Source organism: Actinomyces sp. oral taxon 897 (assembly GCF_002999235.1).
Lineage (GTDB): Bacteria > Actinomycetota > Actinomycetes > Actinomycetales > Actinomycetaceae > Actinomyces.
Window position 1 is genome coordinate 715,541 of record NZ_CP027236.1, and the last position, 25,095, is coordinate 740,635.

Genomic DNA, 25,095 nt, shown 5'->3' on the forward strand with positions numbered 1-25,095 from the left:
TCTGGTGCTGGTCGGTGGTGGCGGCGTGTCTGCCGGATCGTCGCCCGACCCGTCTCGGGTTCTTATCGGCGTCGGCGGCCGATAGGGTCCGGCTGGTCGGGCTCGTCCGGTTGGTTCGGTGGTGGGTGTGGGTGGTGGTTCGTCTGCTGTGTGCGGCTGGTCAGGGCGAGTAGCTGCTGCTCGGTTCGGGCGGCTGGGACGCCGTAGCGCTGGTGGCTGGCGGCGTACAGGGACGCTGGTTCCTGGCGGGCCGGTGGTGCGGGCCTGGTGGTGACGGACAGCCAGCCGGTGGACCGCCCCTGCTGCATCAGGGTGGCGTAGGCGTGGTAGGCGGGCAGTCCGATGAAGTCCTGGGCCTCCAGTCCTGGTGCCAGGTGGGCGGCCGCGGCGGCGTCGGTGCCGGACAGGCCGAAGTAGATCTTGTTGCGGGCGTTGGTCTCCAGGGCCTGGACCATGGACGGGCTGAGCTGGGCGCGGTACTGGTGGGCCAGGTGCAGGGCTCCGCCCAGGGACCGGGCCTGGGCCAGTGCCTCGGACAGGTCGCCGGGCAGGCCGTTGATGAAGTCGTGGGCCTCGTCGATGTAGACGGAGACGACGTGGCGGCGTTCGGGCGGTAGCGCCTGGCGGGCCAGCAGCCGTGACCACAGCTGTCCGACCAGCAGGCTTCCCAGTAGGCGGGCGGCCTCCGCCCCGAGCAGGCCGCGGTTGAGGTTGACCACCACGATCCGTTTGCGGGTGAACAGCTCCTCGACCGTGAAGCGTGGAGCGCTCTGTCCCAGAACGGCGCGCAGGTGGGGCCGCAGGATGAGCTGGCGCAGCTTGTTGAGCACCGGGGCGATCTCCACCGCCTGCGCCTGTGGTCTCTTGGCCTCGTAGGCGGCCCAGAAGGCGCCGGTGCCCAGCGGGTCGTCCTGGTCGTCCAGTACCCGGCGCCGGAAGGCCGGGTCGGTCAGGAGCGGCGGCAGCCACAGCAGGTTGGCGCCCGGCGTGCGCGCCAGGGTCAGCAGTGCTGCGTTGAGGACGTCGGCGGTGCGGACGCCCCAGTGCTCACGGAACAGTGCTGCCAGCGTTCCCAGCAGGCTGTCGGCGGTCACTGGTGCCAGGCGGGCTGGCCCGGCCAACGGATTCAACCCCACCGGAGCAGGATTGGTCGGGTCGATCACCACCACGTCCTCGTGGCGGCCCTCCGGGACGCGGGCCAGCAGGTCGGTCGCCAGGTCGCCTTTGGGGTCGAGCAGCAGCACCGCCCGGTGGGCCTCGACGTCGGCCAGGGCGAGGGACAGCAGCACGGTTGACTTCCCGGTACCGGTGGGACCCAGCAGATGGGTGTGGAAGACCGCGTCACGAATCGGGATCGCGACGGGCTGCCTGCACCCTGGGGTGCTGGTCAGGCCGATGACCCGCTCGGATCTCACCAGACTGGCTGGTGGTGGCAGCAGACGCGGGTGCAGGTCGCCGAGGAGCGGTAGCGGTGGCTCGCCGATCGGCCAGCCGCACAGGGCTGCCAGCTGCCCCGAGCGCAGACGCAGCGGCCAGGCCCACGGGCGTGACACCCGGTTGAGCCTGTCTGGCGTCTCGGCGCTCAGGCGGAACCGGGCCCGGGGCGTCTCGACGATCCGCAGCGCCCCCAGCAACCGGGAGAACAACTGGTGCGCCTGGGCGGGCGTGCCGGTATGTCCCAGGCGCAGGCAGGCCGCCGCCCCGTGCTGCTCGCTGGTCGTCCTGGTCGGACGCTCCGGTGACCTCGGAGCGGGCTGGCCCAGGAACAGCTCACGCCAGCCCGGTGCTGGTGGCCCGGTGAAGGACGACGACGGCAGGCGGCGTCCGATCAGCAGCTGCACCACCGCCTGCTGGTCCTCGTGCAGGCCGCTCAGGCAGGCGTACAGCGCCCGGGTCGCCGCTACGACACGATCCGCTGACGTGCTGACATGGCTGCCGCGGACCTGCAGCCGTACCGCCTGGCCCACCGCCGGGCGCTGTCGCTGAGGACGGTGCAGCCGTGCCGGCAGGTGATGGCCCAGCAGCTGCTCGAGCTCAACGGCCCGACCCGGCCGGCAGCCGACCAGCCAGCACTCCCCACCGGCCCAGGCCCGCAGCTCCAGCACCACCGGCCCCACCTCGACGGCGGTAGCCAGGCGCTCCAGCGCCGCTGCGCCCACCGCGGGTGCTGCCGGGCTGTCCCAGGCCAGCTCCTGCCACTGCCAGGTCCCGTTCACGACCTGTCCTCCGTCTGAGGAGGCTCGCTCCTGGCGCCAGCTGGCCGAAGGGTTCTCGCCGTCTCGTCCGGGTCGGTTGTCGCAGCCTCCTGCTCGGCGTGGTGCAGGGCCAGCACCAGCAGGACCCGAGCCAGCGCCTCGACGTCGATCTTCCGACGCCATGAGGCCACTGCCCGGTACCGCCGCTGAGTACCGCGACCGCTGCTCCTCCTGCTCCGGTAGGTCATGACCGCCTCCGCCTGCTTCTTCTCACCAGCGCCGCAGGTACCAGCGCACGACGGCCGCGGTCGCGGCCACGGCGCCTGCGGTCGCCAGGGCCCACCAGTAGCGGCAGATCAGGTCCACCGTCCACGTCAGCAGCACGACGCCGCCGAACACGTACAGGCAGCTCCTCCAGAACCTCGCCGCGAGCGAGCGCGGCCCGCCACCGTCCGGCATGCTTGACCCCTCTCACGACCTGTCCCTGTCTGCGTGGTCACGCCCGTTCTCGTCCCGTCCGGCTCTCTCGCTGTACCGTGGTACGGGGTAGCCGGGGATGTGGATGTCCGAGGGGATCTGGTTGCCCCAGACGGCCCAGTTCCTGTTGCTGGGTGGGTGGCGTCTGGCGAAGAGCTCGAGGTAGGGGCCGTGGCTGATCCGCTCGATGACGGCGAACTGCTCCTCGGGCTTGTGGGAGTGGTCCTGGAGGGGCGCGAACATCCAGGTCGGCTGGGAGTGGTATGCCACGGGTGCCCGCCCCCGGGTGGCGAGGAGGAGGTGCTCGGTGGCGTTGCGCAGGTAGTTGCCCAGGGTGAAGCGCGGCTTGATCCAGGTCAGTGGGGAGCGTGGGGTGAAGCCCCAGGCCTCTGCCAGGTCGTAGCCGGCTCTCAGGGTGGCGTTGGTGACCCACAGCCACAGGTGGGCGTCCGGCTGGGCAAGCTGGGCCACGGGGAGGCCGCGGATCTGGTCGAGGGTCATGAGGTCGTAGTGACGGGAGGCGCCAAGGGGCCCGCGTTGGTGGGTGTCCCAGGGCGGGTCGGCCAGGATGGTACGGAAGCGTGGGCCGCTGTAGGCGGCGGGCGCGCCGGGTCCGTCCTTCCCCTGGTTGTTCTGGGGGTGGTGTCCTGTGTCGTGCATGGCGGGTCTCCTTGTCTCCCCTCCCTCTGCTCCTGGTGGAGGGGTGTTAGTGATTCTGTTACGGCTGCGGAAGGGTTCTAGAGGAGGTTCTTGTGGCTTGTAATGCCTCTTTCGATGTCCTGCGGTTGCCGTTGCCCTTTAGTGAGCCTGAGAGCATGCGAGATGACAATGGGTGCGAGCAGTGGTTCTGTTAGCGGTCGGACGGGTTGGCTGAGCCGCTCCCTCCTGGTGGGGTGCGGGCTCCCCCGGGTTTGTGGTCGTGGGTGCGAGTGATGTGGAAATGACGACAGGCGGTTTGTCCCGGGCGCTCCTGCCCGGCCGGTGGTTCCCGGAGCACCGGGCCGTGGGCAGGGGTGCGGTTGCCCCACCCCTCTCTCCTGCCCGGCGCCCCGGGTCCCGCTCCTGGAGGGGTTGCCTGCCCCCTGTCGTGTCAGGGCCGGTCGCGGGGCTGGTGGTGGAGCGCGGTGCGGATCATGGTGGTGGCGGCCCGGAGGGCCGCCTGGTCCTGGGCGTACCTGGCCGTGGCGGTGCGGGCCCACAGGCCGCTGGTGGTGTCATCCAGGGCCCTGCCTGCGGGATGGGCGCGCATGCAGGCCTGGCGGCGGGCGGCCTGGTGGTCGTGGCGGTGGCGGGCACGGCGGACCAGGAGGGTGAGCAGCGCCAGGGCGGTGGGTACGGCGAGCGCGGCCAGGGTCGTGGTGTCCATGGGCGGGGTCTCCTTTGGTTCTCCTGCTGGGTGGTCTCGGGGCTGGTGGCCCTAGAGGGTGGTGATGGTCCGGGCGGCGGTGGCGGCGTAGGTGTGGATGATGGCGTCGTAGTAGGGGGCGGCCGTGGGGGTGACCTGGTAGAGCTGGTCCGCCAGGGCGCCCAGGGCGGCGAGGTTGTGCATGGCGCTGGCGGCCAGGAGGGCTCGGGCCTGGTCCGTGGCGTGAGCCAGCTCGGTGCGCGCCTCCAGGGCGGCCAGGTCGCGGCGTCGGGCGCGCGCCAGGGTCCGGGGGCGCTGGCCGGCCGTGGGAGCAGGGTCCTGCGGGGCGGTGATGTCGGTGGGCACGGGAACGATCCCCTTCCTGCGTGGTGGGTAGGTCGGCCCTGCTGGCGGGGCCGGTGCCACCAGGTGGTGGGCACGGGACCAGGCAACCCGTGCCCGTGCGGGCGCGGTGGAAGTTGGGGCAAAGTTGTAAAACGGCAGGAACTTGTACCTGGATCGTCGGGGTCCTGGCGTAGAATCCCCCTCGTGACGCCGGACACGCCCCCGGTGTCCTGTCCGCTGCCCCGTAAAGGAGGTACCCGTCCCACCGTGCCGACCGACATCCAGGACCTGGAGGCCGACCTGCTCTACCTGCGCAAGGGGGCGGGTGTGACGCCGGAGCGAGTCAACGCTGCGGGGGTGCTACGGCTGGTGCTCGGCGGGCAGGACCTCTCCTACGCGGACGTGCGTGAGCGCCTGGTCTCGGCGATCCGGTCCCTGCACGAGGCGGACGCCGAGCTGCTCATGGACGTCTTCGCCCTGAGCCCGGATACCGGGCGGATGGGGCTACTCAGGGAGCGACGGGCCTACTACGGGGACAAGGTCGGGCGCAAGGCCGAGACCGTGGCCGCGCGCGAGAAGCAGGCCGTGGTGAACCTGCGCAACCAGCTGCTCACCGGCTGGTACCCCGCCTCCCCGCTAGGCGTGCGGGTGCCGGAACTGCACAACGGGATCGTCAACGAGAGCGTGCGTATCACCACCGTGGTGGCCGACGGGTACTGGCAGGAGACCCGCGAGCACTACCGTTTCCTGGCCCTGTTTGACGAGGCGGACTACCTGCGTATCTCCAGCTCGTTCCCGGGCCGCCCTGTCCCGGAGCCGCCGTTCACGGTACGGACCAGACGCCTCAACGACTCCTGGAACCACGACTTCCACCACGCCGGGCCCATGCGCCGCGGACACCTCTACGACCTGCGCTACAAACTCGTCCCCGACCCCGACTACGGACACCCCGGACGCCTCCGCGAGACCAGCCGCGCTTTCCACGAACGCACCCTGACCGCCATCTTCGAGACCGTGTTCCTCGGCGCCAGACCCCGGACGGTCTGGTCCTTCAACCGCCTCAGCTTCCTCGAACGACCAGGCACACCCACCACCAACAACCAGCTCGACCTAAAAGGAGGCAGCACCGTGACCACACAGTACCACGACCTCTACGGAGGACTCTTCAGCGGAATGGGATGGGAGTGGGAGTAAGATTTTCACTATCTGCCAGTGTATTGCCATCCAGAGAATCATGTGAGAGTATAGGAAATGAAATGAGCGAACATGTTAACGATACTGAGAGTGAAGAAAATGAACATAGCGAGCAATCTCGGAGTATAGGTAGACAAATTGTTGATCTCATACAGGTGGGAGTTATGGTTGCAACCATGAAGGGAACCAATCTCAAAAAGTTAAAGAAAAAGAATTCAGAATATTGGAAGCCGGGTGACCTACTGACGCCGTGGACGCAATTCGACCCGCACCCGACATATTCCCAAAAAGACGCATATGAAGCATTTGAAGAACAGGCTCGTGATGCACTCGGAGACTCCGATGGAGGAACATATATATTCTAAGTTTAAGGCGTAGGGCGTAGACTCGATACTTCGCCGCACAATATCTGAAATAGGCAGAGACACTATTGCTGGTTTGCGAATGCGGAGGTTCCGATGGGACGCTTCAGCTCTTTGCTGATGGACTCAGTCAGGAAATATGGTCGTGCATACCAAATGCTGTTTAAGCTTGAGGAGAATAGGTCTGCTTGGAGTCGACGCCATCTTCTCATGCTTGATTTCAGTGAAGGTCGACGAACCTGGTTAGAAAAAGAGTCAATCGACATTAGGACTACGATCTTAATCGATCTGGCAAAGAAGTTTTATCTACCTGCACAGGGTGGCAAAAAGAGAGAAAACTTTTTATACATTCCGCTCGGATGGAGAACGAAGGAATCATATCTTCAGTACGACTGTTCATTAAACGACGGGCATTCCGCTTCCCTCATGAATCGCAAGTTTAATGAAGGATACGCATATTGGCTGTTTCTGCAGTGGTTCGGTGACGACTTGCCTGAATGCATTAACGAATATGTTGCTCGGATCGTATGCAATGACGCACGCAAGGATAAGAGTCAATGTTTCTGTACGTGTAACGAGTTTCGTGTTCATAATCTGCATTGGGAGAGCTTGGGGTCGCAACCGCAATTTGATCAGTATCTTGAAAAGGTTGAGAAACATCATATTGTTGCGATCAAGTTGCGCGCGGATCGTGACTTTTCATTGATTAAGACCTCAGAGCGTCGTACCGGGGTGTGGCGCAGTAGTCTTATGCCGGGATCGGACAGAACAGGGTATTGCGTGAAAAGGACTGCGGTGACCAGACCTATCGAATCGATAAAGGTTTTTATGCCAAAAGATATACGTCTAGTAAGAGCGTATGGCACTTATGGTGGTCAAATTTCTGCCCCCACCAATAGAAAAATGGATATTTATTCTGATCGATGGGGAGCTAATCATGATAGAGATGTCCCTGTTGGGGCGATTAGTATACGCTGGCTCTTCTGGATAGCTCCATGTCGCACACAAATTATTTTTCCGACCCTTCATGGCTACTTGGTGTCGTTCATCTGTTGCGTATTTTGGTTTTTTGGTCGAGTATCATATCGTGATCCTCAGGCGCGCGGTGGCGCATTCTTCCTTATGACCGCCCTGCTCGCCCCCTTTGTCGTGGCGGGAGTGACGGAATCGATCAAATCTTCCTACATGCATCGTCAATTGACTAAACGTTACAGGCGTGCCTTAGCAGCTCTCGTTGTGCTGGTTATTACCTTTCTATTAAGCCCGACCGGACCACGGATTCTCGCGGTTCGCTCACCTCACGAAGGGTTTCCTGTTGCATGGATAGGGGCGTCGTGGTGCGATTGGATTCTTCTTTCTCCGCGAATACTAATCATAGTTGTTATAGGTGTTTATGCTTCTTGGATTTTTCGCATGAGTAAATCGATCGCGCCACAGAAAGGTACATGAGACACGAGATAGGGTAGGTGCGCTTTTCTCCCCCAGCGTTCTCCCTGGACTTCCGTCCCTCCTCACGGTTGTCTGTCTGGTGCCCGACCGTCCCTCGGGCGGTGTACCAGACCAGACGAAGCGCGGAGGAGGAGCTCAGCCATGCACAACCACCCAGTCCGGGTGAACAGATCCTGTCCAGCCTGGTGTGTCGCCATCCACGATCCGGAGGATCCTCCGTCAGATTACCTGCACGAAGCTCTCTGCCGTGGGGTTCCCTGCGTCGTCCTAGAGCGGCGCACCAACGAGGACGGTGCCGTGTTACGTAACCCTGCTGCTGCAACATTGTACCTTGAACAGTACCGCTACGCTGCAGACCGTGATACCTGGCTCTACCTCGGAGACGGATTCCACGGCTTCGACCTGAGCCCGGAGAGCGCGCGGCGGCTGACAGCCATGCTGCTGATGTATCTGGAGGAGGTGAATGAGATGGATGAGGCGGTGTAGGCGTATAGGGTAAATCCATAGCTCAGGAGAGGAGTAGCCTCTCTTGAGTTTTCTTTTGCGTACTGCGCGTTGTCTTGTCACCCTCAGTTCTCGCGACCTGTTGCCTGCCTGGCATAATCACAACCACTTTGCTACAATACCATACAGAAATGAGTCGCCGTTCAGACAAGCCCACTAGCTCCGTCTCCACCGTTCATCGCCTGCGCAGAGCCAAGGCGGCACTGCTCGCTGTCTCGCTGACGCTTGCCGGTATCCTGCTCATCATGTCCAACGGGTGGCTGGCCGGACAGGATCTCGGCACATGGAGCTGGCTACACGCCCTGCCACTCGGTGAACTCGGCGGGACGCTGTTCGGCGCCGGGCTGCTCAGTACTCTTTTTGAATACACCTTCCACCGGGACCAGGAAGAGGCCACCGTGGAGCGGTTCCGGCAGACGATCCACGACGAGGCACCTGCCTTGCGCGACGCCGTGATTGAGGCCTTCCGATTCCAGCGTCAGGACGTGGGTCGGATCGCGACATCGGAGCTGCTGGACGACCTGGCCGAGACAAGCCTGGGATTGCGCTTCGGTGACGCAGCCTTCGGCCGGGAGGTGTATGGGGATATTAAGCACCAGGCTATCACGGCGGAGGAGCGCTGGTACGATGCTCGTATCGACGCAACCCTAGCTATAGCTAGGGTTAGAGGCTTCGCCTCTAACCCTTTCTTCGATTTACTTGTTCGTTGGGAATACCGGGTGGTACCACGCCACCGGTTCCGGAAGTTCGCGGTAGTGTCAGACCGACGGCGCTACGAGGAGCTGGCAGCTCAGCGCGGGGAGACGAGCGTGTGGTATCGCCGGCCAGCAGCCGGGTTTGACGTCACCGACCCGGAGGTGTTCGCGCTGGAGCAGTTCACCGTGGACGGAGACGAAGTATCTTTCGAGCGCCAGGTAGACGATGTGTCACAGGTCTACGTGGTAGACCTCGGAGAAGAAGTTGTTCAACGAGGTGAGTCAGTAGTGGTGTCGTTCCGGTTTAGAACACGGACCAGGCGTGACGGACATGTCGTTCACCTGGATATTGATCGTCCAACCAGGGGGCTGGAAGTCGAGTTCCACTACAGCGACGCCGATGTTGCTGAGGTGCGGATGCTTGATTTCGCCTCCATTGGTGAAGGTGGGCGTGCAGACAGAGACCAGGAGACAAAGACGCTACGCTACCGCTATGACGGATGGCTGTTCCCACGGGCAGGCCTCGTCTTTTCTTGGACGCTACCGAAGACACTAGCGGCCGCTGCCATGTCATCGAGTTCAGCACGACAGACGCAGCACGAGCACACCCGTCCATCCAAGGCGGCTTAAACGGGTGCGCTCGTACTGGGGAGGCGAGCGACCCTCACCTCCTGCCTGTCGCTCAGTCGCCGCCCATGGTACTCACCCCCTCATCATCTGCCTGCCGGACACCATCGATGCTACTCATAAGTATGTAGACTCTCAAGTGGCATCCGTTCACGCTGGGCTACATGGCCCAGGGAGAACTCCAGCGGACGGTGGGCGCGAACCTGCGCGCCTGGCGCCACGCCCGCGGCCTGAGCCAAGAAGCCTTCGCCGAGGTCCTGGGCGTGCACCGCACCTACATGGGCGGTGTCGAGCGAGGCGAGCGCAACCTCACCCTGCGCAGCCTGGAACGCATCGCCGAGGTACTGGAGGTGGACCCCCGGAAGCTGCTGGAACCGGTGGGGTGAGCAACCTCACTACGAGGAAGGCCGGGCTACTCTCCCCGCACCACCTTCTGCACCGTGCTCCTGCTGACCCCGAGCTGTCTCGCCGTGCCCTTGATCGTCCCGACAGCGGCGTAGGCCTGGCGAACCCGCTGGCGGAAGGACTCATCGGCGATGTCGGTGCGCAGCCTCAGACCAGCACGCTTCAGGTGACGAGCCACGGTCTGCCGATGGAAGCCAAACCGCTGAGCGAGCTCCTTGACCGTGCAGCCGGCCTGGTATAGCTCCACCATCTCCTCAACCAGCTCAGGCCTGAGGTAGCGGTTGATGCGCCGGGGCGCAGACACGGTAGCCCTGCCGCCGTCAGGACCCTCGGTATCAGCAGCCCGGTCAGGGGAGCCACCCGAACCCTCCTGGGCAGCATGCTGCATCACGTACCGCCAGCAGGCTTCCCAGAGGTTAGAGTGGGATAGGGTTGCGCCGACCGCAAGCCGCTGGGACTCCCAGCGGCTCTCGTCGTCTCCGGGAGTCAGGGCGATAACTCGCCGAGCGGACCCCAGAGCCCGTCTCCGGCTCTACCCTTGTCTGCACCTTTAGCACGGGGTTTCCCCTTTGTTTCGGAGGGAAGCTGTTGCACGAGCTCCTTGCAGATCCCGCGGGCTCCTGTGCCGGTCCCTCACCGGGTTCCGAGGTATATCGGGATAAACCGTAAGGCCCCGTACGCTCCTCCGCGGGTCGTGAGATCTGCAGGAAAGTGCGCCCGCGCGGGGCGGACGGCGTGGCCTTGTCCGGCTCCCAGGACGCAAAGGGCGTGCCAGCCGAGCAATGCAGGCGCACAAAGCCTGAGAGCGCCCGTCATGCGGTGACGGGCGCTCTCAGGCACGTGTACAGAGCTCACCCTCGTCGTGGGGGATCCTTCAGGCGGCGAGGCGCGACGGCGCTTTTACGCAGTAGCAGCGCGGGCCGTCACGTCATCTCCGCCTGACGTGTGTGACGCAGGTGCCTTGTTGTACCGCTTGTCGCCCTATAAGCACCACCTCCTCGGTCTGACTGTCGCACCACAGTATAGAACATATTTAGCCATGGTATAGGATATATTTACTTGAGACGCATAGTCTCTGGACACAGAAGGTTGGGCTCGCTGTGATGAGAAGGTGTCTGGTACCTCGCCCAAGCCGCCCATCTCGTCTGCTGCCGGCGAGTTCGGGGCGCGGGTGCGTGCCCGACGCCGGGAGCTGGGGCTGTCCCAGGAGGCCCTGGCCGAGGGCAGCGAGCTGCACTGGACGTTCATTGGCCAGGTCGAACGCGGCCAGCGCAACCTGTCCCTGCACAACATCCTGCGTGTCGCCCGTGTCCTGGACGTGGATCCGGGGGAGCTGGTACGGGGGTTACGTGGGTGAGCGGCGCCGGTCGCCGTCGACTGCGGCCCGTCCCCGTTCCGCCACCTACCTGCACCTACCTGACGCCGGACCGGTCGCGTCCCCGCGGTGCTCGACTCCCGACGCGGGCCCCGCCCCCCGGCGGCACGAACAGGAGATACTCCGGCGGGACGGGCCCTGTCCTACTCGTCCTGCCCCCATGAGGCAGGCACGATAGAGCCTATGAGCTCACAGCCGCCGTCCCGGCCCTCCCACTCCTCTCCTAAGGGACTGCTCCAACGTCTTGTTGAGGTTATTAGGATTGCCATCTCCTACTTCTCTTCCGAGGGACCGCCCTCGTCAGTTCCTGGTCCCGCACCCCGGGGAGTCAATGACAACCACCACGGCCACCGCACGTTCCTGTACGCTGTTGTCGTGGTCCTGGTGGTGCTGGGGGCCATTGTCTACCTGTGGGTCAACGGCTACCTCTCTGCTGAGGTCAAGTTCGGGATCCTGATCGGGGCCGTGATACTGCTCATGATCATTATGTTCCTGTTCGGTGACGAGATCGGGGAGTACCTCTTCAAGCTCCTGCTCCGGCTCCTGACACTTCCCTTTGTCCTCCTGTTCAGGGCCGGCCGCGGGATTTGGCGCGCCCTGAACAAGAGGTCCTCGAGGCAGGCCACCACCTACGGGCAGAGTCCGCAGACCGGCTACGGGCAGGCCACCAGCTATGGGCAGGCCCAGTCCGCTACCCAGACAGGGCCCCACGGCATCGCAGGAGCCCACAGCACCACAGCTCCTGGCACCCCAGGGCCTCGCGGCACGCAGGGCACGCCCCCGCAGATCGGCTACGGCACCCAGTCTCCTCACGGCACCCAGCCCACGCCCACCACCTATGGGCAGACCCCCGGCTACGGGCAGAGTCCGCAGACCGGCTACGGCCGGCCCGGGGCCACGGGCTACGGCACCCAGCCCCCCTACGGTCAGACCGGCTAAGAGATCCCCACGCCCGGGGGACGGGTCCCGGTCACCCTCGGGCCCGGTCAGGCGCCGTCGAGGCCCTCACGCCAGCGGCAGGACAGATACCTCACGCGCCGAGGCCCAGCTCCTCACACCCGCCAGCAGGACGGTTGCGCAGACCGGCCCCGGGAGCCTGCCGGGCACACTCCGTTCTCACGAGCAACAAGTACCGTTCTCACGACAAACAAGTACCGTTCTCACGACGAACAAGTACCGTTCTCGCGAGCAATAAGTACCGTTCTCGCGAAAAGGGCGGGGAGGGTGGGGCGTCGGTCCTCAGGGTGCCTGAGGCGCTACAGGCACCCCGGGGCAGGCGGCCGTGGTCAGATCACGTCGTGCCGGTGTGGCGGCCTCCGGGGCTCCCTGCGATGATGCCTCTATGACGCCTGCCCCCCTTCCACCTCGCCTGGTTAACGCCCTGCCCCGGACGGTGGATCTCCGGCTCGTGGTCAGTGACATGGACGGGACGCTCCTGGACGGCGACGGCTGTCTGCCCGCCGGCCTGCACGAGGTGCTGGCGCGCATGAGGGAGCACGGGGTCCTGTTCGCCCCCGCCTCCGGACGCCAGCTGGGGAACCTCCAGGAGCTCCTGGGGGAGATCGTGGCCCAGGGGCCCGTGATCGCCGAGAACGGCACCATTGTCGCCGACGGCCCCAGGGTCATCTACACCAACACCATGCCCGCTCCCGCCGTGCGCCAGGCCGTGCTGGCCACACGGCGGCTCTTTGAGCAGGGCTACGACGTCGGCATCGTCGTCTCAGGCGTGGAGCGGGCCTACGTGGAGCGCCGTGACGAGCGCTTTATGGAGCAGGTCCGCCGCTTCTACGCCTCCTGCCAGGAGGTGGACGACCTGCTGACCATTGACCTGGACAACGTGGTCAAGGCGGCCACCTTCGACTTCCAGGACGTGGAGAGGGGCAGCTCCCAGGCCCTCATGTCCGCCGTCACCGGCGTCCAGGTCATGGCCGCCGGGATCCACTGGACTGACATGATCTCCTACACCGCCTCCAAGGGCCTGGCCCTCAGGGCCCTCCAGGAGGCGCACGGCATCACCCCTGCCCAGACGGCCGTCTTCGGGGACTACCTCAACGACCTGGGCCTGTACGACTACGCCGATCTCTCCTTCGCCATGGAGAACGCGCACCCCGGTATCCAGGCCGTCGCCAACTACACGGCCCCGGCCAACACCGACGACGGCGTCCTGCGCACCATCTCCGAGCTCCTGCGTCGCACCCCGCCCGGGGTCGGGCCCCGTCCCCAAGGCCCTGGGACAGGGCCGGCAGCTAGGCGGCCACGGCCTCACGCAGCGACCTGAGCGCGTCCGCGCGGAACTCACGCATGGCGGCCGCCCAGGGGATGTAGTCGGCGCCGTGGTACATCCCCGGCTCCGTCCTGACCGTCACCCTGTTACCGGCCTGGGCGAGCCTGTCGGCGTAGGCCAGGTCCTCGGCGTAGAAGAGGTCGAGGTCACCGACACCGACCCACGCCCGAGCCAGGCCCCGCAGGTCCTCGCGCTGGACCGGGGAGGCGTAGGGGCGCGTCTCCGGCTCGCTGGCGGAGTGGCCGAGGTAGGCCTTCCAGGCCTCGACGTTCTGGTGCGCGGTCCACACGAAGTCGCCGCGCCCGGGCACCTCCACGCCACCGGCCCCGGTGGTGCAGTCCAGCATGGGGTAGACCAGGAGCTGGAGGGCCAGCGGCACCCCCGCGTCATGGGCGCGCTGGGCCAGCGCCGCGGCGATACCGCCCCCCGCGCTGGCCCCGCCCACGGCGATACGCCGGGGGTCCACGCCCAGGTCCTGGGCGTGCTCGTGCACCCAGGTCACGACGTCGAAGGCGTCGTCGAGCCCCGCGGGAAAGGGGTGCTGCGGGGCCAGGCGGTAGTCCACCGAGATGACCAGCAGCCCCAGCTCGTAGGCGATCCGGCTGCACCACGGGTGGTCCTGGGCGGGGGAGCCCGAGATCATGCCGCCACCGTGGAACCACACCAGGACCCCGGTCGGCCCCTTCTCGCCGCGCTCGGGGGTCTCGTAGAACCAGGTGCGCACCGCCCGGTCCGGGCACATGACGATGCAGGGGTGCCCCAGGCCTCGGGGGAAGACCCTGCCCATGGTCATGGTCGAGCCCCGTCGCCGCCTGGAGGGGGCAGGCTCGGGGGCCTGCGTGGGCCCGTGCCCCAGGACGAGCAGCGGGGCGCGGAGCTCGGGGGAGACCAGGTGGAAGGCGGGCCCCAGGTCAGGGCGGCGGGTGCTGAACGCCGTCGCCGCCCCCAGGGCGGCCAGCCCGGCCAGGGCGAGGGAGCCGACGGAGTGGGTCTGCGCCGAGCACGGGATCATGGGGATCTCCTGAGACGTGAGGCACGATTGGGACCTGTGCAGGCTACGTCCTCCGCGGCCCGTCCACCTCACCTGTCTGGTAGGGACGTATGGCGGAGATCCCGGGGCCCTCAGGCAGGAGGGGTCAGCCGGATGACCGACCCGGGTGGCGGCCCCCTCCCATGAGGGCGTCCAGCTGGCGGCGCTCCTTCTTGGTGGGCCGCCCCGCGCCACGGGGGCGGATAATGGCCGCGGGGGCGTCCAGGGGCGAGGGGCGTGGCGGGGAGAAGTCCTCGTAGGCCGTCCGGGCCAGCGGCGCCCCCACGCGCTTGCGCAGGAGAGCACGCACCCGCAGGAAGCGGTCGAACCCGTCCACCCGGTAGCGCACCTCGTCGCCCACCCGCACGTGCTGGGCCGGCTTGGCGGTCTCACCGTTGACCCGCACGTGCCCGGCCCGGCAGGCGGCGGTGGCCGCGGAGCGAGAGCGGGCCTGCCGCACGCTCCACAGCCACACGTCCACCCGGACGCTCACCGGCCCGTTGCCCAAGGCCTGCTGGGTAGTCATGGCCTGATCCTAGCGATTCCTAGCGATCCTAGCGGCGCCCGCTGCCACGCCCCAGCCTGCGGCGGACCCGCATTATCAGCCCCACGCCGAGCGCCGACAGCCCCGCGGCCGTCAGGGCCGAGATCCAGGAGTCGCCCAGGACCGCCTCCACCAGCTGCTGGATCTGGTGGCCCGGGAAGGGGGCGCCGTCGCCTCCGGCCGCGCAGTCACTGAGGGCCGAGCGCAGTGACTTCCTGTCCGCCTCCGGCAGTCCCAGCTGGTAGGTGGCGGCCACCGTCACGAAATGCTGGGCGTACTGGCAGCGGTAGGCGTCGTTCGGCGGCCACCAGCCGCCCCCCTTGGCCGGGTTCCAGTTCCCCCTCTCCGTGGAGCCTGCCGGGCACGTCGCCGGCCCGCAGGCCCCCTTGGCGTTGTTGGCCGGGCCGTCCACGGCCAGGAGGTTGAGGGGGTCGTTGGCCACCAGGAGCCGGGTGCGCTGGTCCCAGGCCCACGCGCCGTGGGCGTAGAGGTAGTTCAGGGGGATGACGTGGTCGATCTGGACGGCACCGCTGGTGTCCTGCCCCCGCCTGAAGCTGATGTCGCGCCCCGTGTAGGGGTCGTGGAGGGTCCCGGACCACACGGTCGCGTTGGGGCAGCCCGCCGCGCCCTGACCGGCCCCCTGGCTGCGGTCCTGGATCCCCTGGGAGCGGGAGAAGTCCGGGCTCGTCAGGTCCCGGGCCAGGATCTCGTTGCGCGTGTCGCAGCCGTCACCGTCCACGTCCTCCCAGGACTGGCCGAACCAGCTCAGCCTGCCCCCCTCGCCCCAGGATGTCGCCGCCGGGTTGTCAGCCGGGAGCGCGTCGAGGGCGGCCAGGGCGTCCTGGGCGCCCATGACCATGTCGCCGCGCTCGTCCCAGCCCGCCGACGGAGTGGGTGAGGGGACCGAGAGGACCTGGGCCACCGGGTGGGCCGCCCCCGTGGGGACGCCTGCCAGCGGCAAGGCCAGGACCGGGAGGCTGAGGCAGAGGGCCGCTGCCAGGCGGCGCAGCGGGGCCGGGTGGCGCGCAGGGTGGGGCGGGGTGGTAGAGGCCATGGGTGCAGGGTAGGACGGGGCGCCGGCATCGGCGGCGGGTCCGACGGCGTGGCGCCCGGCCTGCCCGGGCACCTCAGCGGAGCAGGGACGCGGCGGCCTCATCGAGGTACCACCGGGTCTGCCGACCGCGGCCGCAGGAGGCCGGGGCCCGCCGGACGTCGGGCCTGCCCAGCCCCAGGGCGGCCGAGCGCGCCTTGGCCGCGCCCCCGGCGACCACCATGACGCAGCGTGCCGCCTGGAGGGCCGTGAAGGTCAGGGAGACCCGCTGGCCGGGCGGCTTGGGGGAGTCGCGCACGGCGACGGCGCGCGTCCCCTGGGCCAGGGCGGCGCGGTGGCCCGGGAACAGGGAGCACACGTGGGCGTCCGGCCCCAGGCCCAGGTGGACCACGTCCAGGCGCCCGGTCCCGGGCGGGCCGAGCCACCTGTCCAGGTCCGCCTCCAGGGCCCGGGCGGAGGCCTCCACGTCGGCGACCCGCTCCGGGCCGCGCACGGCGTGGAGGTTGCCGTCCCCCAGCCCCGCGTCGAGCAGGGCCGCGGCCAGCAGGTCGTTGCGCTCCGGGTCCCCGGCAGGCACGAAGCGCTCGTCACCGAGCCACACGTGCACGGCCCCCAGCCCCGCGCCCAGGCGTCGGGGCAGGACCTGGGCCAGGAGGCCGGCCAGGGCCTGGCCCGCCGAGCCGCCGGTCAGGGCCAGGTGGGCCACGCCCCGGGCGGACACCGCCCTGGCCAGGTGCTCGGCCGTGTCCTGGGCGGCCAGGTGCGCGGCGGCGGCGAGGTCGCCCAGGACACGGACGGTGGGGGCCGGGAGCGCGGCGGCTGCGGCCTCAGTGGCCGCGGCGGGGTCGGCGCCGCGCGCCCCCGCGCCGGTACCTGACGTGGTGCTCACCGGGGCTCCCCCTTCCCGGGCCCCTGCTCCAGGGAGGCCAGGACCTCCTGGTAGACCAGGTCCGGGGCCAGGCGCCGCAGCTCCTCGTTGAGGGTGGTGACCGGCTCGCGCCGGGCCATGGTGACGGCCTCCGGCTGGCCCCGCCCCGGCCTGGTGATGACGACGCGGTCGGGGTCCTGGCGGGTGATGGTGATATCGCCCTCGGTGGTGCGCGTGGTGATGGAGGCGATACCGCGGATGCCCGCGACGTCCGTCCGGCTCACCGGCAGCCCCAGGCGCAGGTGCAGCCAGGCGGCCATGAGGCGTACCGAGGAGTTGCCCGGCTCGCCGGCCACGACGACGTGCTCTACCGCCTGCCTGCGCAGGGCGGGGTCCAGGACGGAGGCCACCATGGCGCGCCACAGGGTGATACGGGTCCAGGCCAGGTCGGTGTCCGCCGGGGTGTGCACCGCCGCCAGGGAGGCCAGCGCCGCGGCCGGGTCGGCCTGGGCCGGGGTGTTGGTGATCCGGGCGTGGGCGAGGCGGCCCAGCGGCGCCTGGGCGGGCACGGCGGGGAAGGGGCCCGGCCACCAGGTGACCACGGGGACGTCGGGCAGCAGGAGGGGCACCACGAGGGTGTCCGTGTGCCTGGCCGCCTCCCCGAAGGGCCGCAGGACCACGGTCTCCCCGGCGCCGGCGTGGTGGCCCAGGCGGACCTCGGCGTCGAGGTGCCCGCCCCCCGCGTCGTGCCCGGCGTGGGCGGTGCTGGCGGGCGGGACGGCGGCGCCGGGGAGACCGGCACCGGCCCGGGGGTCCCCGGGGGCCACGACGGCGACGACCCGGCTGGGGTGGTCGCGGCTGGCCCCGTGGGCGGCCGTCAGGGCCTCCTCCAGGTCGGCGGCGCAGGTGTCGATGACGAGGGTCAGGACCCGGCTGGATCCGGCCGCCCCCTCCTGGGTCAGGAGCACGGAGACGATCTCGTCGGTGGTCGTGGCGGTGAGGGTGGTGATCATGAGCGCCTCCAGGTACGGCCGTCGCGGGCGAGGAGCTGGTGGGCCGACGCCGGTCCCCACGAGCCCGGCCGGTATCCGTCGGGCTCGCCTGCGGCGGCCCACCGATCGATGACCGGATCCAGGATCCGCCAGGACAGGTCCACCTCCCGCTGGTGGGGGAACAGCGGGGCGTCGCCGAGGAGGGCGTCGAGAATCAGCCGTTCGTAGGCCTCGGGGGACTCCTCGTTGAAAGTGCCGCCGTAGCCGAAGTCCATGGACACGTCACGCAGCTCCATGTGGGAGCCGGGGACCTTGGAGGCCAGGCGCATGGTGACGCCCTCGTCGGGCTGGATCCGCAGGACGATCGTGTTGGCGCCCACCCCGGCGGTGGCGGCGCCGTCGAAGGGCAGGAAGGGCGGCCGCTCGAAGACGACGGCGACCTCGGTCACACGGCGGGCGAGGCGCTTGCCGGTGCGCAGGTAGAAGGGCACACCCGACCAGCGGCGGTTGGCGATCTCCAGGCGGATGGCCGCGAAGGTCTCGGTGCGCGAGCCGGGGGCGACGCCGTCCTCCTCGAGGTACCCCTTGACGGGGACGCCGCCCTGGAACCCGGCGTCGTAGCGCCCACGGGCGGTCGTGGCGTCCAGGTCCAGCTCGCCGCGGCGCTCCAGGCGCACAGAGGCCAGAACCTTCTCCTTCTCCGCGCGCACGGCCGCAGCGGTCATGGAGGTCGGCTCCTCCATGGCCGTCAGTGCCAGCAGCTGGAGAAGGTGGTTCTGGATGACGTCGCGGGCCGAGCCGATGGTGTCGTAGTAGCCAGCGCGCGTGCCGATGCCGATGTCCTCGGCCATGGTGATCTGGACGTGGTCGACGTAGCGATGGTTCCACAGCGGCTCGAGCATGGTGTTGGCGAAGCGCAGCGCCAGGATGTTCTGGACGGTCTCCTTGCCCAGGTAGTGGTCCACCCGGAAGACGTCGTCAGGGCGCACGATACGTCCGACCAGGGTGTCCAGCTCGGCGGCGGAGGCGCGGTCGTGGCCGAAGGGCTTCTCGATAATGACCCGCCGCCAGGCGCCCGGCGCCTCCTCCACCAGCCCGCAGGCGGCCACCTGCTGGGTGACGGTCGGGAACCAGCCCGGTGGGATGGACAGGTAGAAGGCCCGGTTGCCGCCGGTACCGCGCCTGGCGTCGAGGTCCTCCACCACCTGGGTCAGGCGGGCGTAGGCGGCGGCGTCGTCGAAGGAGCTCAGGGTGACGAAGCGCATCCCGGCGGCCAGCTGCTCCCAGACGGCCGGGCGCCAGGGCGTGCGGGCCCCGGAGCGGACCGCCTGGGCCACGTAGGAGCGCATGGCCTCGTCGTCCCAGTCGCGCCGCCCCACCCCCACCAGGCAGAAGGCGGGGGAGAGCAGGCCGCGGCCGGCCAGGTCGTAGACGGCGGGCAGGAGCTTGCGCCTGGCCAGGTCCCCGGTGATGCCGAACATGACCAGGACGCAGGGGTCCGCGATACGCGGCAGACGCAGGTCGCGGGAGTCGAGCAGGGGGTTGACACCCTGCGGTGCGGTGGCGGAGATGGGCATGAGTCTTCCTAGGACGGGCGTCGGCCTGCCGGTACGGGCGGTCCCGCCCCACTGTACGGCCCCGGCCCCTCACCCGCCGCCCGGCAGCCGGCGGCACCCGGCACCCGGTGGCACCACCCGGGTACGGGTAGGCTCGCCGACGGCGGCACCCGTCAGCCCGGGGCCGGACCACCAGCCGCCCCGGCCTGAAGAAAGGCTCCTCATGAGCGAGACCACCAGCCTCACCCCCCAGCGCGAGAGCGCCGACATCGGCGTCGTGGGCCTGGGCGTCATGGGTGCCAACCTGGCTCGCAACCTGGCCCGTCACGGCCACGAGGTCGCCGTGTTCAACCGGACCACGGCACGCACCCAGCGCCTCATGGAGCGCTACGCCCAGGAGGGGACCTTCGTCCCGTCCGAGCGCCTCGCCGACTTCACCGCCTCCCTGCGCCGCCCGCGCGTGGCGGTCGTCATGGTCCAGGCCGGCGACGCCACCCAGGCCGTCATCGACCAGCTCGCCGACCTCCTGGAGCCGGGGGACATTGTCGTGGACGCGGGCAACACCCTCTACACCGACACCCGGCGCCGCGAGGCCGCCCTGCGGGAGCGCGGCCTGCACCTGGTGGGCATGGGCGTCTCCGGAGGCGAGGAGGGCGCCCTCCTGGGGCCCTCGATCATGCCCGGGGGGAGCGCGCACTCCTACGAGCGCCTCGGCCCGATCCTGGAGTCCGTCGCCGCCACCGCGCCCGACGGCACGCCCTGCGTGACCCACGTGGGGCCCGACGGCGCCGGGCACTTCGTCAAGATGGTCCACAACGGCATCGAGTACGCCGACATGCAGCTCATTGCCGAGGCCTACGACCTCCTGCGCCGGGTGGGCGGGCTGAGCGTGCCGGAGGTGGCCGGGGTCTTCCGCTCCTGGAGGGGCTCCGAGCTCGACTCCTACCTCATTGACGTCACCGCCGAGGTCCTGGAGAGGGTGGACCCGGCCACCGGCGAGCCCTTCGTGGACGTGGTGGTGGACGCCGCGGGCCAGAAGGGCACCGGCGCCTGGACCACCCAGACCGCCCTGGACCTGGGCGTGGCCGTGCCCGCCATCGGCGAGGCCGCCTTCGCCCGGGCCGTCTCCTCCAGCCCGGGGCCGCGCGCCGCCGTGCGCGCCGCCCGGATCGATCCCGGGACCACCAGCGTCCCCAGCCCCGCCGGGCGTGACACCTTCGTGGACGCCGTGCGCGCCGCCCTCTACGGCTCCAAGATCGCCGCCTACGCCCAGGGGTTCGACGAGATCGCCGCCGCCAGCGCGCGGTACGGCTGGGACGTGAGCCTGGGGGACATGGCCCGGATCTGGCGTGCCGGCTGCATTATCCGGGCCCGCTTCCTGGACGACATCACCCGCGCCTACCGCCAGGACCCCCACCTGGTCAGCCTGCTCACCGCCCCGGGCCTCCTCCAGGGCCTCCAGGCGTCCCTGCCGGCCTGGCGCGAGGTCGTGGCCACCGCCGCCAGGTCGGGCGTGCCCGCCCCGGCCTTCTGCGCCTCCCTGGCCTACGTGGACCAGCTGCGCTCACCCCGCCTGCCCGCCGCCCTCATCCAGGGCCAGCGCGACTTCTTCGGCTCGCACACCTACCACCGCGTGGACGACCCCGAGGGCGTCTACCACGTCCTGTGGGCCACGCCGGGGCGCGCCGAGGAGAGGTGGGACCGGTAGGGACCGGCCTCCTGCCGTCGCCTCGGCAGCCCGCCCTCTAGCATGGGCGCGTCAACGCGGCTCCCCGGGGCACCGGGGGAGCCCCACCCCTGCCGAACCGAGGCCCTCATGACCCTCTCCGTCCCGCCCGCACGCCTGACCAGCCCCACCAACCTGTCCCGCCAGGAGGCCCGGTGGCGCTCCGACGTCGTCCACGTGACCGCCCTGGACGTGCACGTGGACGTCACCGGCGCCGTGGACGCGGGGACCACGGGCTTCCCCGTGAGCAGCACGCTGCACCTGGTGGCCCGCCAGGACGTGGAGGGCCTGTGGGCGGACTTCCTGGGGGAGTCGGTGGACCGCGTCGTGCTCGACGGCGCGGCGGTGCCCGTGGCCTGGGACGGCGCCCGGGTGGGGCTGCCCGCCCTGGCCGCGGGGGAGCACGAGGTGGTCATCCAGGCCGTCGGCCGGTACTCCAACTCCGGGCAGGGCCTGCACCGCCTCACCGACCCGGTGGACGGGGCCACCTACCTCTACACCCACTTCGAGCCCTCCGACGCCCGCCGTGCCTGGCCGTGCCTGGACCAGCCCGACCTCAGGGCGCGCCTGAGGCTGACGGTGACCCACCCGGCGGGATGGACCGTCCTGGGCAACGGGACGGTGGCCACCACCCGGCAGGTCGGCGCCGCCGTCGTGTCCGGCCTGTCCACCACCGAGCCGCTGCCCACCTACCTGACCGCCCTGGCGGCCGGGCCCTGGCACCGCGTGACCGGGACCTGGGTCCCCGCCGCGCCTACCGCCCCGGTGCCCCTGTCCTGGTCCTGTCGCTCCAGCCTGGCCGCCCACCTGGACGCCGACGAGCTCCTGGACCTCACCGGCCGGGGGCTGTCCCTGTACGAGCGCACCTACACCTACCCCTACCCGTGGGGCTCCTACGACTGCGTCCTGGTCCCGGAGTACAACATCGGGGCCATGGAGAACCCCGGCTGCGTCACCTTCTCGGAGGACGCCTACCTCTTCCGGGGGCCCGCCACGCGCGCCCAGCACGCGGGACGGGCCAACACCCTTCTGCACGAGATGTGCCACATGTGGTTCGGGGACCTGGTCACCCCGCGCTGGTGGGAGGACACCTGGCTCAAGGAGTCCTTCGCCGACTACACCGGCACCTGGGCCGAGGAGCAGCTGGGCTACGCCGAGGCGTGGGTGGCCTTCGCCTCCTCCCGCAAGCTGTGGGCCTACCAGGAGGACACCCGCCCCGACACCACCCACCCGGTGGTCGCCACCGTCCACGACGTCGAGGCCGCCCGCCAGGCCTTCGACGGCATCACCTACGCCAAGGGCGCCTCCGTCCTCAAGCAGCTGGTCGCCTACGTTGGCCAGGAGCGCTTCCTGGCGGCCGCGAACACGTGGTTCGCCGAGCACGCCTTCGGCAACGGGGAGCTGTCGGAGTTCCTGGAGACGCTCACGCACGCCTCCGGCCGGGACATGAGCGCCTGGGCCCACGCCTGGCTGCGGACCTCCGGCCCCTCCTACCTGAGCAGCACCACACAGGTGCACGACGCGCGGGTGGCCCGCCTCACCGTGCGCCAGGAGGGCGTGGACCTGTCCACCGGCCGGGACGTCCTGCGTCCGCACACCCTCGTGGTGGGCCTGTACTCCCTGGACCCCTCCGGGGCGCTGGTGCGCACCCACCGCCTGCCGGTGACCCTGACGGGGCGGGAGGCGGAGGTGGCCGGGGCGGTGGGCCTGGACGTCCCCGACCTGGTCCTGGTCAACGACGAGGACCTGACCTACGCCGTCGTCCGTCCCGACGCCCGCTCCCTGGCCACGGCCCGCACGCACCTGGCCGACCTGGCCGACCCCCTGGCCCGCTCCCTGCTGTGGTCCATGCTGCACAACCTGGTGCGTGACGGGCTCCTTGAGGCGGAGGCGTTCGTGGACACGGTCCTGCGCCAGGCCGACGACACCACGGAGGCGGCCACCCTGGCGACCCTGCTGTCCCAGGCCCTCCAGGCGGCCACCCGCTACGCCGGGGGCGGCTCGGCCGCCCTGGTCGCCCGCCTGGTGGGGGACGACCAGGGCGGTGCCCCCGCCCGGGGATGCTGGGGCCTGCTGCGTGCCTCCGCCCCGGGCTCCGACGCCCAGCTGGTGCGTGCCCGGGCCTGGCTGTCGGCCGCCGGGCAGGCAGGCCTGGCGGGGGAGGGGACTGCGGTGGCCGGGCGCGTGCGCCGCCTGCTGGACGGCGCCCTGAGCGGGCTGGAGCTGACCGCCGACCTGCGCTGGCGGGCCCTGACGGCCCTGGCCCGCCTGGACGCGGTCACCGACGAGGAGCTCAGCGCCCAGCTGGAGGCCGACCCGGGGGCCCTGGGCGTCACCCGCCACCTCCAGGCCTCCTCCTCCCGCCCGCGTAGGGAGGTCAAGGAGGCGGTCCTGGCCCGCCTGCTGGAGGACCGGACGCTGGGCAACGACCACGTGGACGCCCTGGTCGCGGCCTTTGGCGTGGACGCCCACCGCGGTCTCACGGCGCCCCTGACCACCCGCTACCTGGCGGCCCTGGAGGGGATCTGGTCCACACGGAGCCAGGAGATCGCCACCCGCCTGGTCACCGGGCTCTTCCCGGCCGCCGGGGACGCGGACGACCTCCGGGCGGTGCGGCGGTGGCTGGCGGACCACGAGCAGGCCCCGCCCGCGCTGCGTCGCCTGGTGCTGAAGTCCTATGATGACCTCGACCGGGCCGTCCGGGTGCGGGACGCGGCCAGCCGGCGGAGCGCGGACGCCTAGCGGCGCTTCACTCCTGGCACACTCGTCCCACCTGCCCCGGTTTGCCAGGTATTGTGGTTCTGCCCGCGGCGCATCCCGTGCCGCCCGACCCAAGGAGACCAGATGTCGACGCCGATCGAGCCGGATCCCTCCTCGACCCAGGTCTTTGGGTTCCTCGACTTCGGCTCCTTCCTGGAGTCCATCGCCCCCGGGCTCTCCGCGCAGGACGCGGCCGCCGTCGCCGCCCTGCCCCCCGGTACCGCCCTGCTCCTGGTGCAGCAGGGGCCCACGACGGGGGCCCGTTTCCTCCTGGACTCAGCCGAGACCACCGTGGGACGCCACCCCCGTGCGGACATCTTCCTGGACGACGTCACCGTCTCGCGCAAGCACGCGATCTTCCTGGCCCGCCAGGGCGGTTTCGCGGTGCGTGACTCCGGCAGCCTCAATGGCACCTACGTCAACCGCGAACGGGTCGAGGAGGCGTTCCTCCACCCCGGTGACGAGGTCCAGATCGGCAAGTACCGGATGACGTACCACCCCGGTCCGCAGCGTCCCGTCGCCCGGTGAGCGCACTGGCCGCGCGGCGTCCTGGGAACGGGCGTGACGCCGCTGCCTCCGCGGTACCCACGAGCCAGCCCTGGCCTCGTGGTGCCTCGCGTGAGCCTGTCATGCGCATTAGCGAGGTCGTGGACCGCCTCAAGAAGGAGTTCCCGGCCCTGTCCATCTCCAAGGTGCGCTACCTGGAGAGCGAGGGCCTGATCTTCCCCCACCGGGTGGGCAACGGCTACCGCCGCTACTCGGTCGCCGACCTGGAGCGGCTGCGCTTCGCCCTGACGGCCCAGCGGGAGGAGTACCTTCCCCTGTCCGTCATCCGCGAGCGCCTGGCCAAGCTCGACTCCGGGCAGGACGCCCACGTGCCGGTGGCCCGGGTGGTGGCCTCCGACGGGGAGCTGCGTGGCAAGGGCCTGGACCTGGCGGCCCTGACGGCCCACACCGGTGCCACGGAGAAGGAGGTGGCCGAGCTCGTACGGGCCAGCCTGGTGACCCCTGACGCCCACGGCCGCTTCAGGCCCTCGGCGCTGCGTACCGTCGAGCTGGCCCTGGCGGTGAACCGCAAGGGCATCCCGCTGCGCAACCTGCGCGCGGTGCGCCGGGCCGCGGACCTGGAGGCGGACGCGATCGACCAGGCGGTGCAGCACACCCGCTCGCGCTCCACGGCCCGGGCGGAGGACGCCGCCTCCGAGCTGGCCGAGGCCCTGAGCGACCTCCACGCGGTCCTGCTGCACCGGGCGGTGGCCTCCCTGGGGTGAGGGCGTCGGCTCCGGGTGCCCCCAAGGGGCTCCGCTGGGA

At 69.4% G+C, this 25,095-nt stretch carries 25 protein-coding genes; 13 read left to right on the forward strand and 12 right to left on the reverse strand.

What is annotated here, in order from left to right; translation table 11 throughout:
* Window positions 1–62: 62 nt before the first annotated feature.
* From C3V41_RS02915 to C3V41_RS02930, 5 genes are all read right to left on the reverse strand, one after another.
* Window positions 63–2,216 carry a type IV secretory system conjugative DNA transfer family protein gene (locus C3V41_RS02915; protein WP_174714747.1) on the reverse strand — a complete coding sequence of 718 codons (2,154 nt, stop codon included), beginning with the start codon at window positions 2,214–2,216 and terminating at the stop codon, window positions 63–65.
* Between the two features lie 249 nt (window positions 2,217–2,465).
* Window positions 2,466–2,594 carry a hypothetical protein gene (locus C3V41_RS14145; RefSeq protein WP_302475978.1) on the reverse strand — a complete coding sequence of 43 codons (129 nt, stop codon included), beginning with the start codon at window positions 2,592–2,594 and terminating at the stop codon, window positions 2,466–2,468.
* Between the two features lie 72 nt (window positions 2,595–2,666).
* Window positions 2,667–3,332, reverse strand: coding sequence for an MT-A70 family methyltransferase (locus C3V41_RS02920; protein ID WP_106109032.1), 666 nt, complete (start codon window positions 3,330–3,332; stop codon window positions 2,667–2,669).
* Window positions 3,333–3,762: 430 nt separating this feature from the next.
* Entirely contained in the window at window positions 3,763–4,038 is a 276-nt protein-coding gene (locus tag C3V41_RS12735) for a hypothetical protein (RefSeq protein ID WP_129591462.1), read from the reverse strand.
* A gap of 51 nt (window positions 4,039–4,089) precedes the next feature.
* Window positions 4,090–4,383, reverse strand: a complete 294-nt coding sequence (locus tag C3V41_RS02930) for a phosphoenolpyruvate carboxylase (protein WP_106109034.1) — start codon at window positions 4,381–4,383, stop codon at window positions 4,090–4,092.
* Window positions 4,384–4,629: 246 nt separating this feature from the next.
* Between C3V41_RS02930 and C3V41_RS02935 the strand changes: the two genes are divergently transcribed.
* The 6 genes from C3V41_RS02935 to C3V41_RS02945 all read left to right on the forward strand — a co-directional run bounded on the left by C3V41_RS02935 (window position 4,630) and on the right by C3V41_RS02945 (window position 9,579).
* Window positions 4,630–5,556 (forward strand): hypothetical protein, encoded by a 927-nt coding sequence (locus C3V41_RS02935; protein WP_106109035.1) that lies wholly within the window; start codon window positions 4,630–4,632, stop codon window positions 5,554–5,556.
* Window positions 5,557–5,618: 62 nt separating this feature from the next.
* Entirely contained in the window at window positions 5,619–5,921 is a 303-nt protein-coding gene (locus C3V41_RS12740; protein ID WP_129591463.1) for a hypothetical protein, read from the forward strand.
* 93 nt (window positions 5,922–6,014) lie between these two features.
* Entirely contained in the window at window positions 6,015–7,367 is a 1,353-nt protein-coding gene (locus tag C3V41_RS12745) for a hypothetical protein (protein WP_129591464.1), read from the forward strand.
* Between the two features lie 141 nt (window positions 7,368–7,508).
* Window positions 7,509–7,853 (forward strand): DUF6907 domain-containing protein, encoded by a 345-nt coding sequence (locus C3V41_RS14480; RefSeq protein WP_441299714.1) that lies wholly within the window; start codon window positions 7,509–7,511, stop codon window positions 7,851–7,853.
* Between the two features lie 149 nt (window positions 7,854–8,002).
* Window positions 8,003–9,196, forward strand: coding sequence for a hypothetical protein (locus C3V41_RS02940; protein ID WP_254423655.1), 1,194 nt, complete (start codon window positions 8,003–8,005; stop codon window positions 9,194–9,196).
* 161 nt (window positions 9,197–9,357) lie between these two features.
* On the forward strand, window positions 9,358–9,579 hold the full coding sequence (locus tag C3V41_RS02945) for a helix-turn-helix domain-containing protein (protein ID WP_106109036.1): 222 nt from the start codon (window positions 9,358–9,360) through the stop codon (window positions 9,577–9,579).
* Window positions 9,580–9,605: 26 nt separating this feature from the next.
* Here C3V41_RS02945 and C3V41_RS13360 read toward each other — a convergent pair whose 3' ends face one another.
* Window positions 9,606–9,848 (reverse strand): helix-turn-helix domain-containing protein, encoded by a 243-nt coding sequence (locus C3V41_RS13360; RefSeq protein ID WP_217350950.1) that lies wholly within the window; start codon window positions 9,846–9,848, stop codon window positions 9,606–9,608.
* Window positions 9,849–10,709: 861 nt separating this feature from the next.
* Here C3V41_RS13360 and C3V41_RS02955 point away from each other — a divergent pair.
* The 3 genes from C3V41_RS02955 to C3V41_RS02965 all read left to right on the forward strand — a co-directional run bounded on the left by C3V41_RS02955 (window position 10,710) and on the right by C3V41_RS02965 (window position 13,251).
* On the forward strand, window positions 10,710–10,955 hold the full coding sequence (locus C3V41_RS02955) for a helix-turn-helix domain-containing protein (protein WP_246742085.1): 246 nt from the start codon (window positions 10,710–10,712) through the stop codon (window positions 10,953–10,955).
* A gap of 201 nt (window positions 10,956–11,156) precedes the next feature.
* On the forward strand, window positions 11,157–11,912 hold the full coding sequence (locus C3V41_RS02960; RefSeq protein WP_129591466.1) for a hypothetical protein: 756 nt from the start codon (window positions 11,157–11,159) through the stop codon (window positions 11,910–11,912).
* Window positions 11,913–12,315: 403 nt separating this feature from the next.
* Window positions 12,316–13,251, forward strand: a complete 936-nt coding sequence (locus C3V41_RS02965; RefSeq protein WP_106109038.1) for an HAD family hydrolase — start codon at window positions 12,316–12,318, stop codon at window positions 13,249–13,251.
* On the opposite strand, the gene C3V41_RS02970 is transcribed toward C3V41_RS02965, so the two are convergent.
* The 6 genes from C3V41_RS02970 to zwf all read right to left on the reverse strand — a co-directional run bounded on the left by C3V41_RS02970 (window position 13,220) and on the right by zwf (window position 19,319).
* Entirely contained in the window at window positions 13,220–14,269 is a 1,050-nt protein-coding gene (locus tag C3V41_RS02970) for an alpha/beta hydrolase (protein ID WP_106109039.1), read from the reverse strand. The two genes, C3V41_RS02965 and C3V41_RS02970, sit on opposite strands and share 32 nt — an antisense overlap.
* Window positions 14,270–14,393: 124 nt before the next feature.
* Entirely contained in the window at window positions 14,394–14,813 is a 420-nt protein-coding gene (locus C3V41_RS02975) for an RNA-binding S4 domain-containing protein (RefSeq protein ID WP_106109040.1), read from the reverse strand.
* Between the two features lie 28 nt (window positions 14,814–14,841).
* A complete protein-coding gene (locus C3V41_RS02980; protein ID WP_106110622.1) occupies window positions 14,842–15,885 on the reverse strand; it encodes an HNH endonuclease family protein in 1,044 nt (347 codons plus the stop codon).
* A 73-nt stretch (window positions 15,886–15,958) separates the two neighbouring features.
* Window positions 15,959–16,771, reverse strand: a complete 813-nt coding sequence (pgl, locus tag C3V41_RS02985; RefSeq protein WP_174714748.1) for a 6-phosphogluconolactonase — start codon at window positions 16,769–16,771, stop codon at window positions 15,959–15,961.
* Entirely contained in the window at window positions 16,768–17,763 is a 996-nt protein-coding gene (locus C3V41_RS02990; protein WP_106109041.1) for a glucose-6-phosphate dehydrogenase assembly protein OpcA, read from the reverse strand. The genes pgl and C3V41_RS02990 overlap by 4 nt, the downstream gene beginning before the upstream one ends.
* Window positions 17,760–19,319, reverse strand: coding sequence for a glucose-6-phosphate dehydrogenase (gene zwf / locus C3V41_RS02995; RefSeq protein ID WP_106109042.1), 1,560 nt, complete (start codon window positions 19,317–19,319; stop codon window positions 17,760–17,762). The genes C3V41_RS02990 and zwf overlap by 4 nt, the downstream gene beginning before the upstream one ends.
* A 202-nt stretch (window positions 19,320–19,521) precedes the next feature.
* On the opposite strand from zwf, the gene gndA reads away from it, so the two are divergent.
* The 4 genes from gndA (at window position 19,522) to ftsR (ending at window position 25,055) form a co-directional block, all read left to right on the forward strand.
* The gene (gene gndA, locus C3V41_RS03000; protein ID WP_106109043.1) at window positions 19,522–21,006 is read left to right on the forward strand and encodes an NADP-dependent phosphogluconate dehydrogenase; all 1,485 of its coding nucleotides are present in this window, start codon (window positions 19,522–19,524) and stop codon (window positions 21,004–21,006) included.
* Window positions 21,007–21,114: 108 nt separating this feature from the next.
* The gene (gene pepN, locus C3V41_RS03005) at window positions 21,115–23,766 is read left to right on the forward strand and encodes an aminopeptidase N (RefSeq protein WP_106109044.1); all 2,652 of its coding nucleotides are present in this window, start codon (window positions 21,115–21,117) and stop codon (window positions 23,764–23,766) included.
* Window positions 23,767–23,868: 102 nt separating this feature from the next.
* The gene (locus C3V41_RS03010; protein WP_106109045.1) at window positions 23,869–24,312 is read left to right on the forward strand and encodes an FHA domain-containing protein; all 444 of its coding nucleotides are present in this window, start codon (window positions 23,869–23,871) and stop codon (window positions 24,310–24,312) included.
* A gap of 101 nt (window positions 24,313–24,413) precedes the next feature.
* Window positions 24,414–25,055, forward strand: coding sequence for a transcriptional regulator FtsR (ftsR, locus tag C3V41_RS03015; protein ID WP_106109046.1), 642 nt, complete (start codon window positions 24,414–24,416; stop codon window positions 25,053–25,055).
* Window positions 25,056–25,095 lie beyond the last annotated feature (40 nt).

What these genes read in the sequence shown, in the direction of transcription:
- C3V41_RS02920 (WP_106109032.1), bottom strand. Translation starts at nt 3,332, where the DNA reads ATGCACGACACAGGACACCACCCCCAGAACAACCAGGGGAAGGACGGA.
- ftsR (WP_106109046.1), top strand. Translation starts at nt 24,414, where the DNA reads ATGCGCATTAGCGAGGTCGTGGACCGCCTCAAGAAGGAGTTCCCGGCC.
- pepN (WP_106109044.1), top strand. Translation starts at nt 21,115, where the DNA reads ATGACCCTCTCCGTCCCGCCCGCACGCCTGACCAGCCCCACCAACCTG.
- C3V41_RS12740 (WP_129591463.1), top strand. Translation starts at nt 5,619, where the DNA reads ATGAGCGAACATGTTAACGATACTGAGAGTGAAGAAAATGAACATAGC.
- C3V41_RS12745 (WP_129591464.1), top strand. Translation starts at nt 6,015, where the DNA reads ATGGGACGCTTCAGCTCTTTGCTGATGGACTCAGTCAGGAAATATGGT.
- C3V41_RS12735 (WP_129591462.1), bottom strand. Translation starts at nt 4,038, where the DNA reads ATGGACACCACGACCCTGGCCGCGCTCGCCGTACCCACCGCCCTGGCG.
- C3V41_RS02990 (WP_106109041.1), bottom strand. Translation starts at nt 17,763, where the DNA reads ATGATCACCACCCTCACCGCCACGACCACCGACGAGATCGTCTCCGTG.
- C3V41_RS13360 (WP_217350950.1), bottom strand. Translation starts at nt 9,848, where the DNA reads ATGGTGGAGCTATACCAGGCCGGCTGCACGGTCAAGGAGCTCGCTCAG.
- zwf (WP_106109042.1), bottom strand. Translation starts at nt 19,319, where the DNA reads ATGCCCATCTCCGCCACCGCACCGCAGGGTGTCAACCCCCTGCTCGAC.
- C3V41_RS02965 (WP_106109038.1), top strand. Translation starts at nt 12,316, where the DNA reads ATGACGCCTGCCCCCCTTCCACCTCGCCTGGTTAACGCCCTGCCCCGG.
- C3V41_RS02960 (WP_129591466.1), top strand. Translation starts at nt 11,157, where the DNA reads ATGAGCTCACAGCCGCCGTCCCGGCCCTCCCACTCCTCTCCTAAGGGA.
- C3V41_RS03010 (WP_106109045.1), top strand. Translation starts at nt 23,869, where the DNA reads ATGTCGACGCCGATCGAGCCGGATCCCTCCTCGACCCAGGTCTTTGGG.
- C3V41_RS02940 (WP_254423655.1), top strand. Translation starts at nt 8,003, where the DNA reads ATGAGTCGCCGTTCAGACAAGCCCACTAGCTCCGTCTCCACCGTTCAT.
- C3V41_RS02980 (WP_106110622.1), bottom strand. Translation starts at nt 15,885, where the DNA reads ATGGCCTCTACCACCCCGCCCCACCCTGCGCGCCACCCGGCCCCGCTG.
- C3V41_RS02975 (WP_106109040.1), bottom strand. Translation starts at nt 14,813, where the DNA reads ATGACTACCCAGCAGGCCTTGGGCAACGGGCCGGTGAGCGTCCGGGTG.
- C3V41_RS02945 (WP_106109036.1), top strand. Translation starts at nt 9,358, where the DNA reads ATGGCCCAGGGAGAACTCCAGCGGACGGTGGGCGCGAACCTGCGCGCC.
- gndA (WP_106109043.1), top strand. Translation starts at nt 19,522, where the DNA reads ATGAGCGAGACCACCAGCCTCACCCCCCAGCGCGAGAGCGCCGACATC.
- C3V41_RS14480 (WP_441299714.1), top strand. Translation starts at nt 7,509, where the DNA reads ATGCACAACCACCCAGTCCGGGTGAACAGATCCTGTCCAGCCTGGTGT.
- C3V41_RS02970 (WP_106109039.1), bottom strand. Translation starts at nt 14,269, where the DNA reads ATGATCCCGTGCTCGGCGCAGACCCACTCCGTCGGCTCCCTCGCCCTG.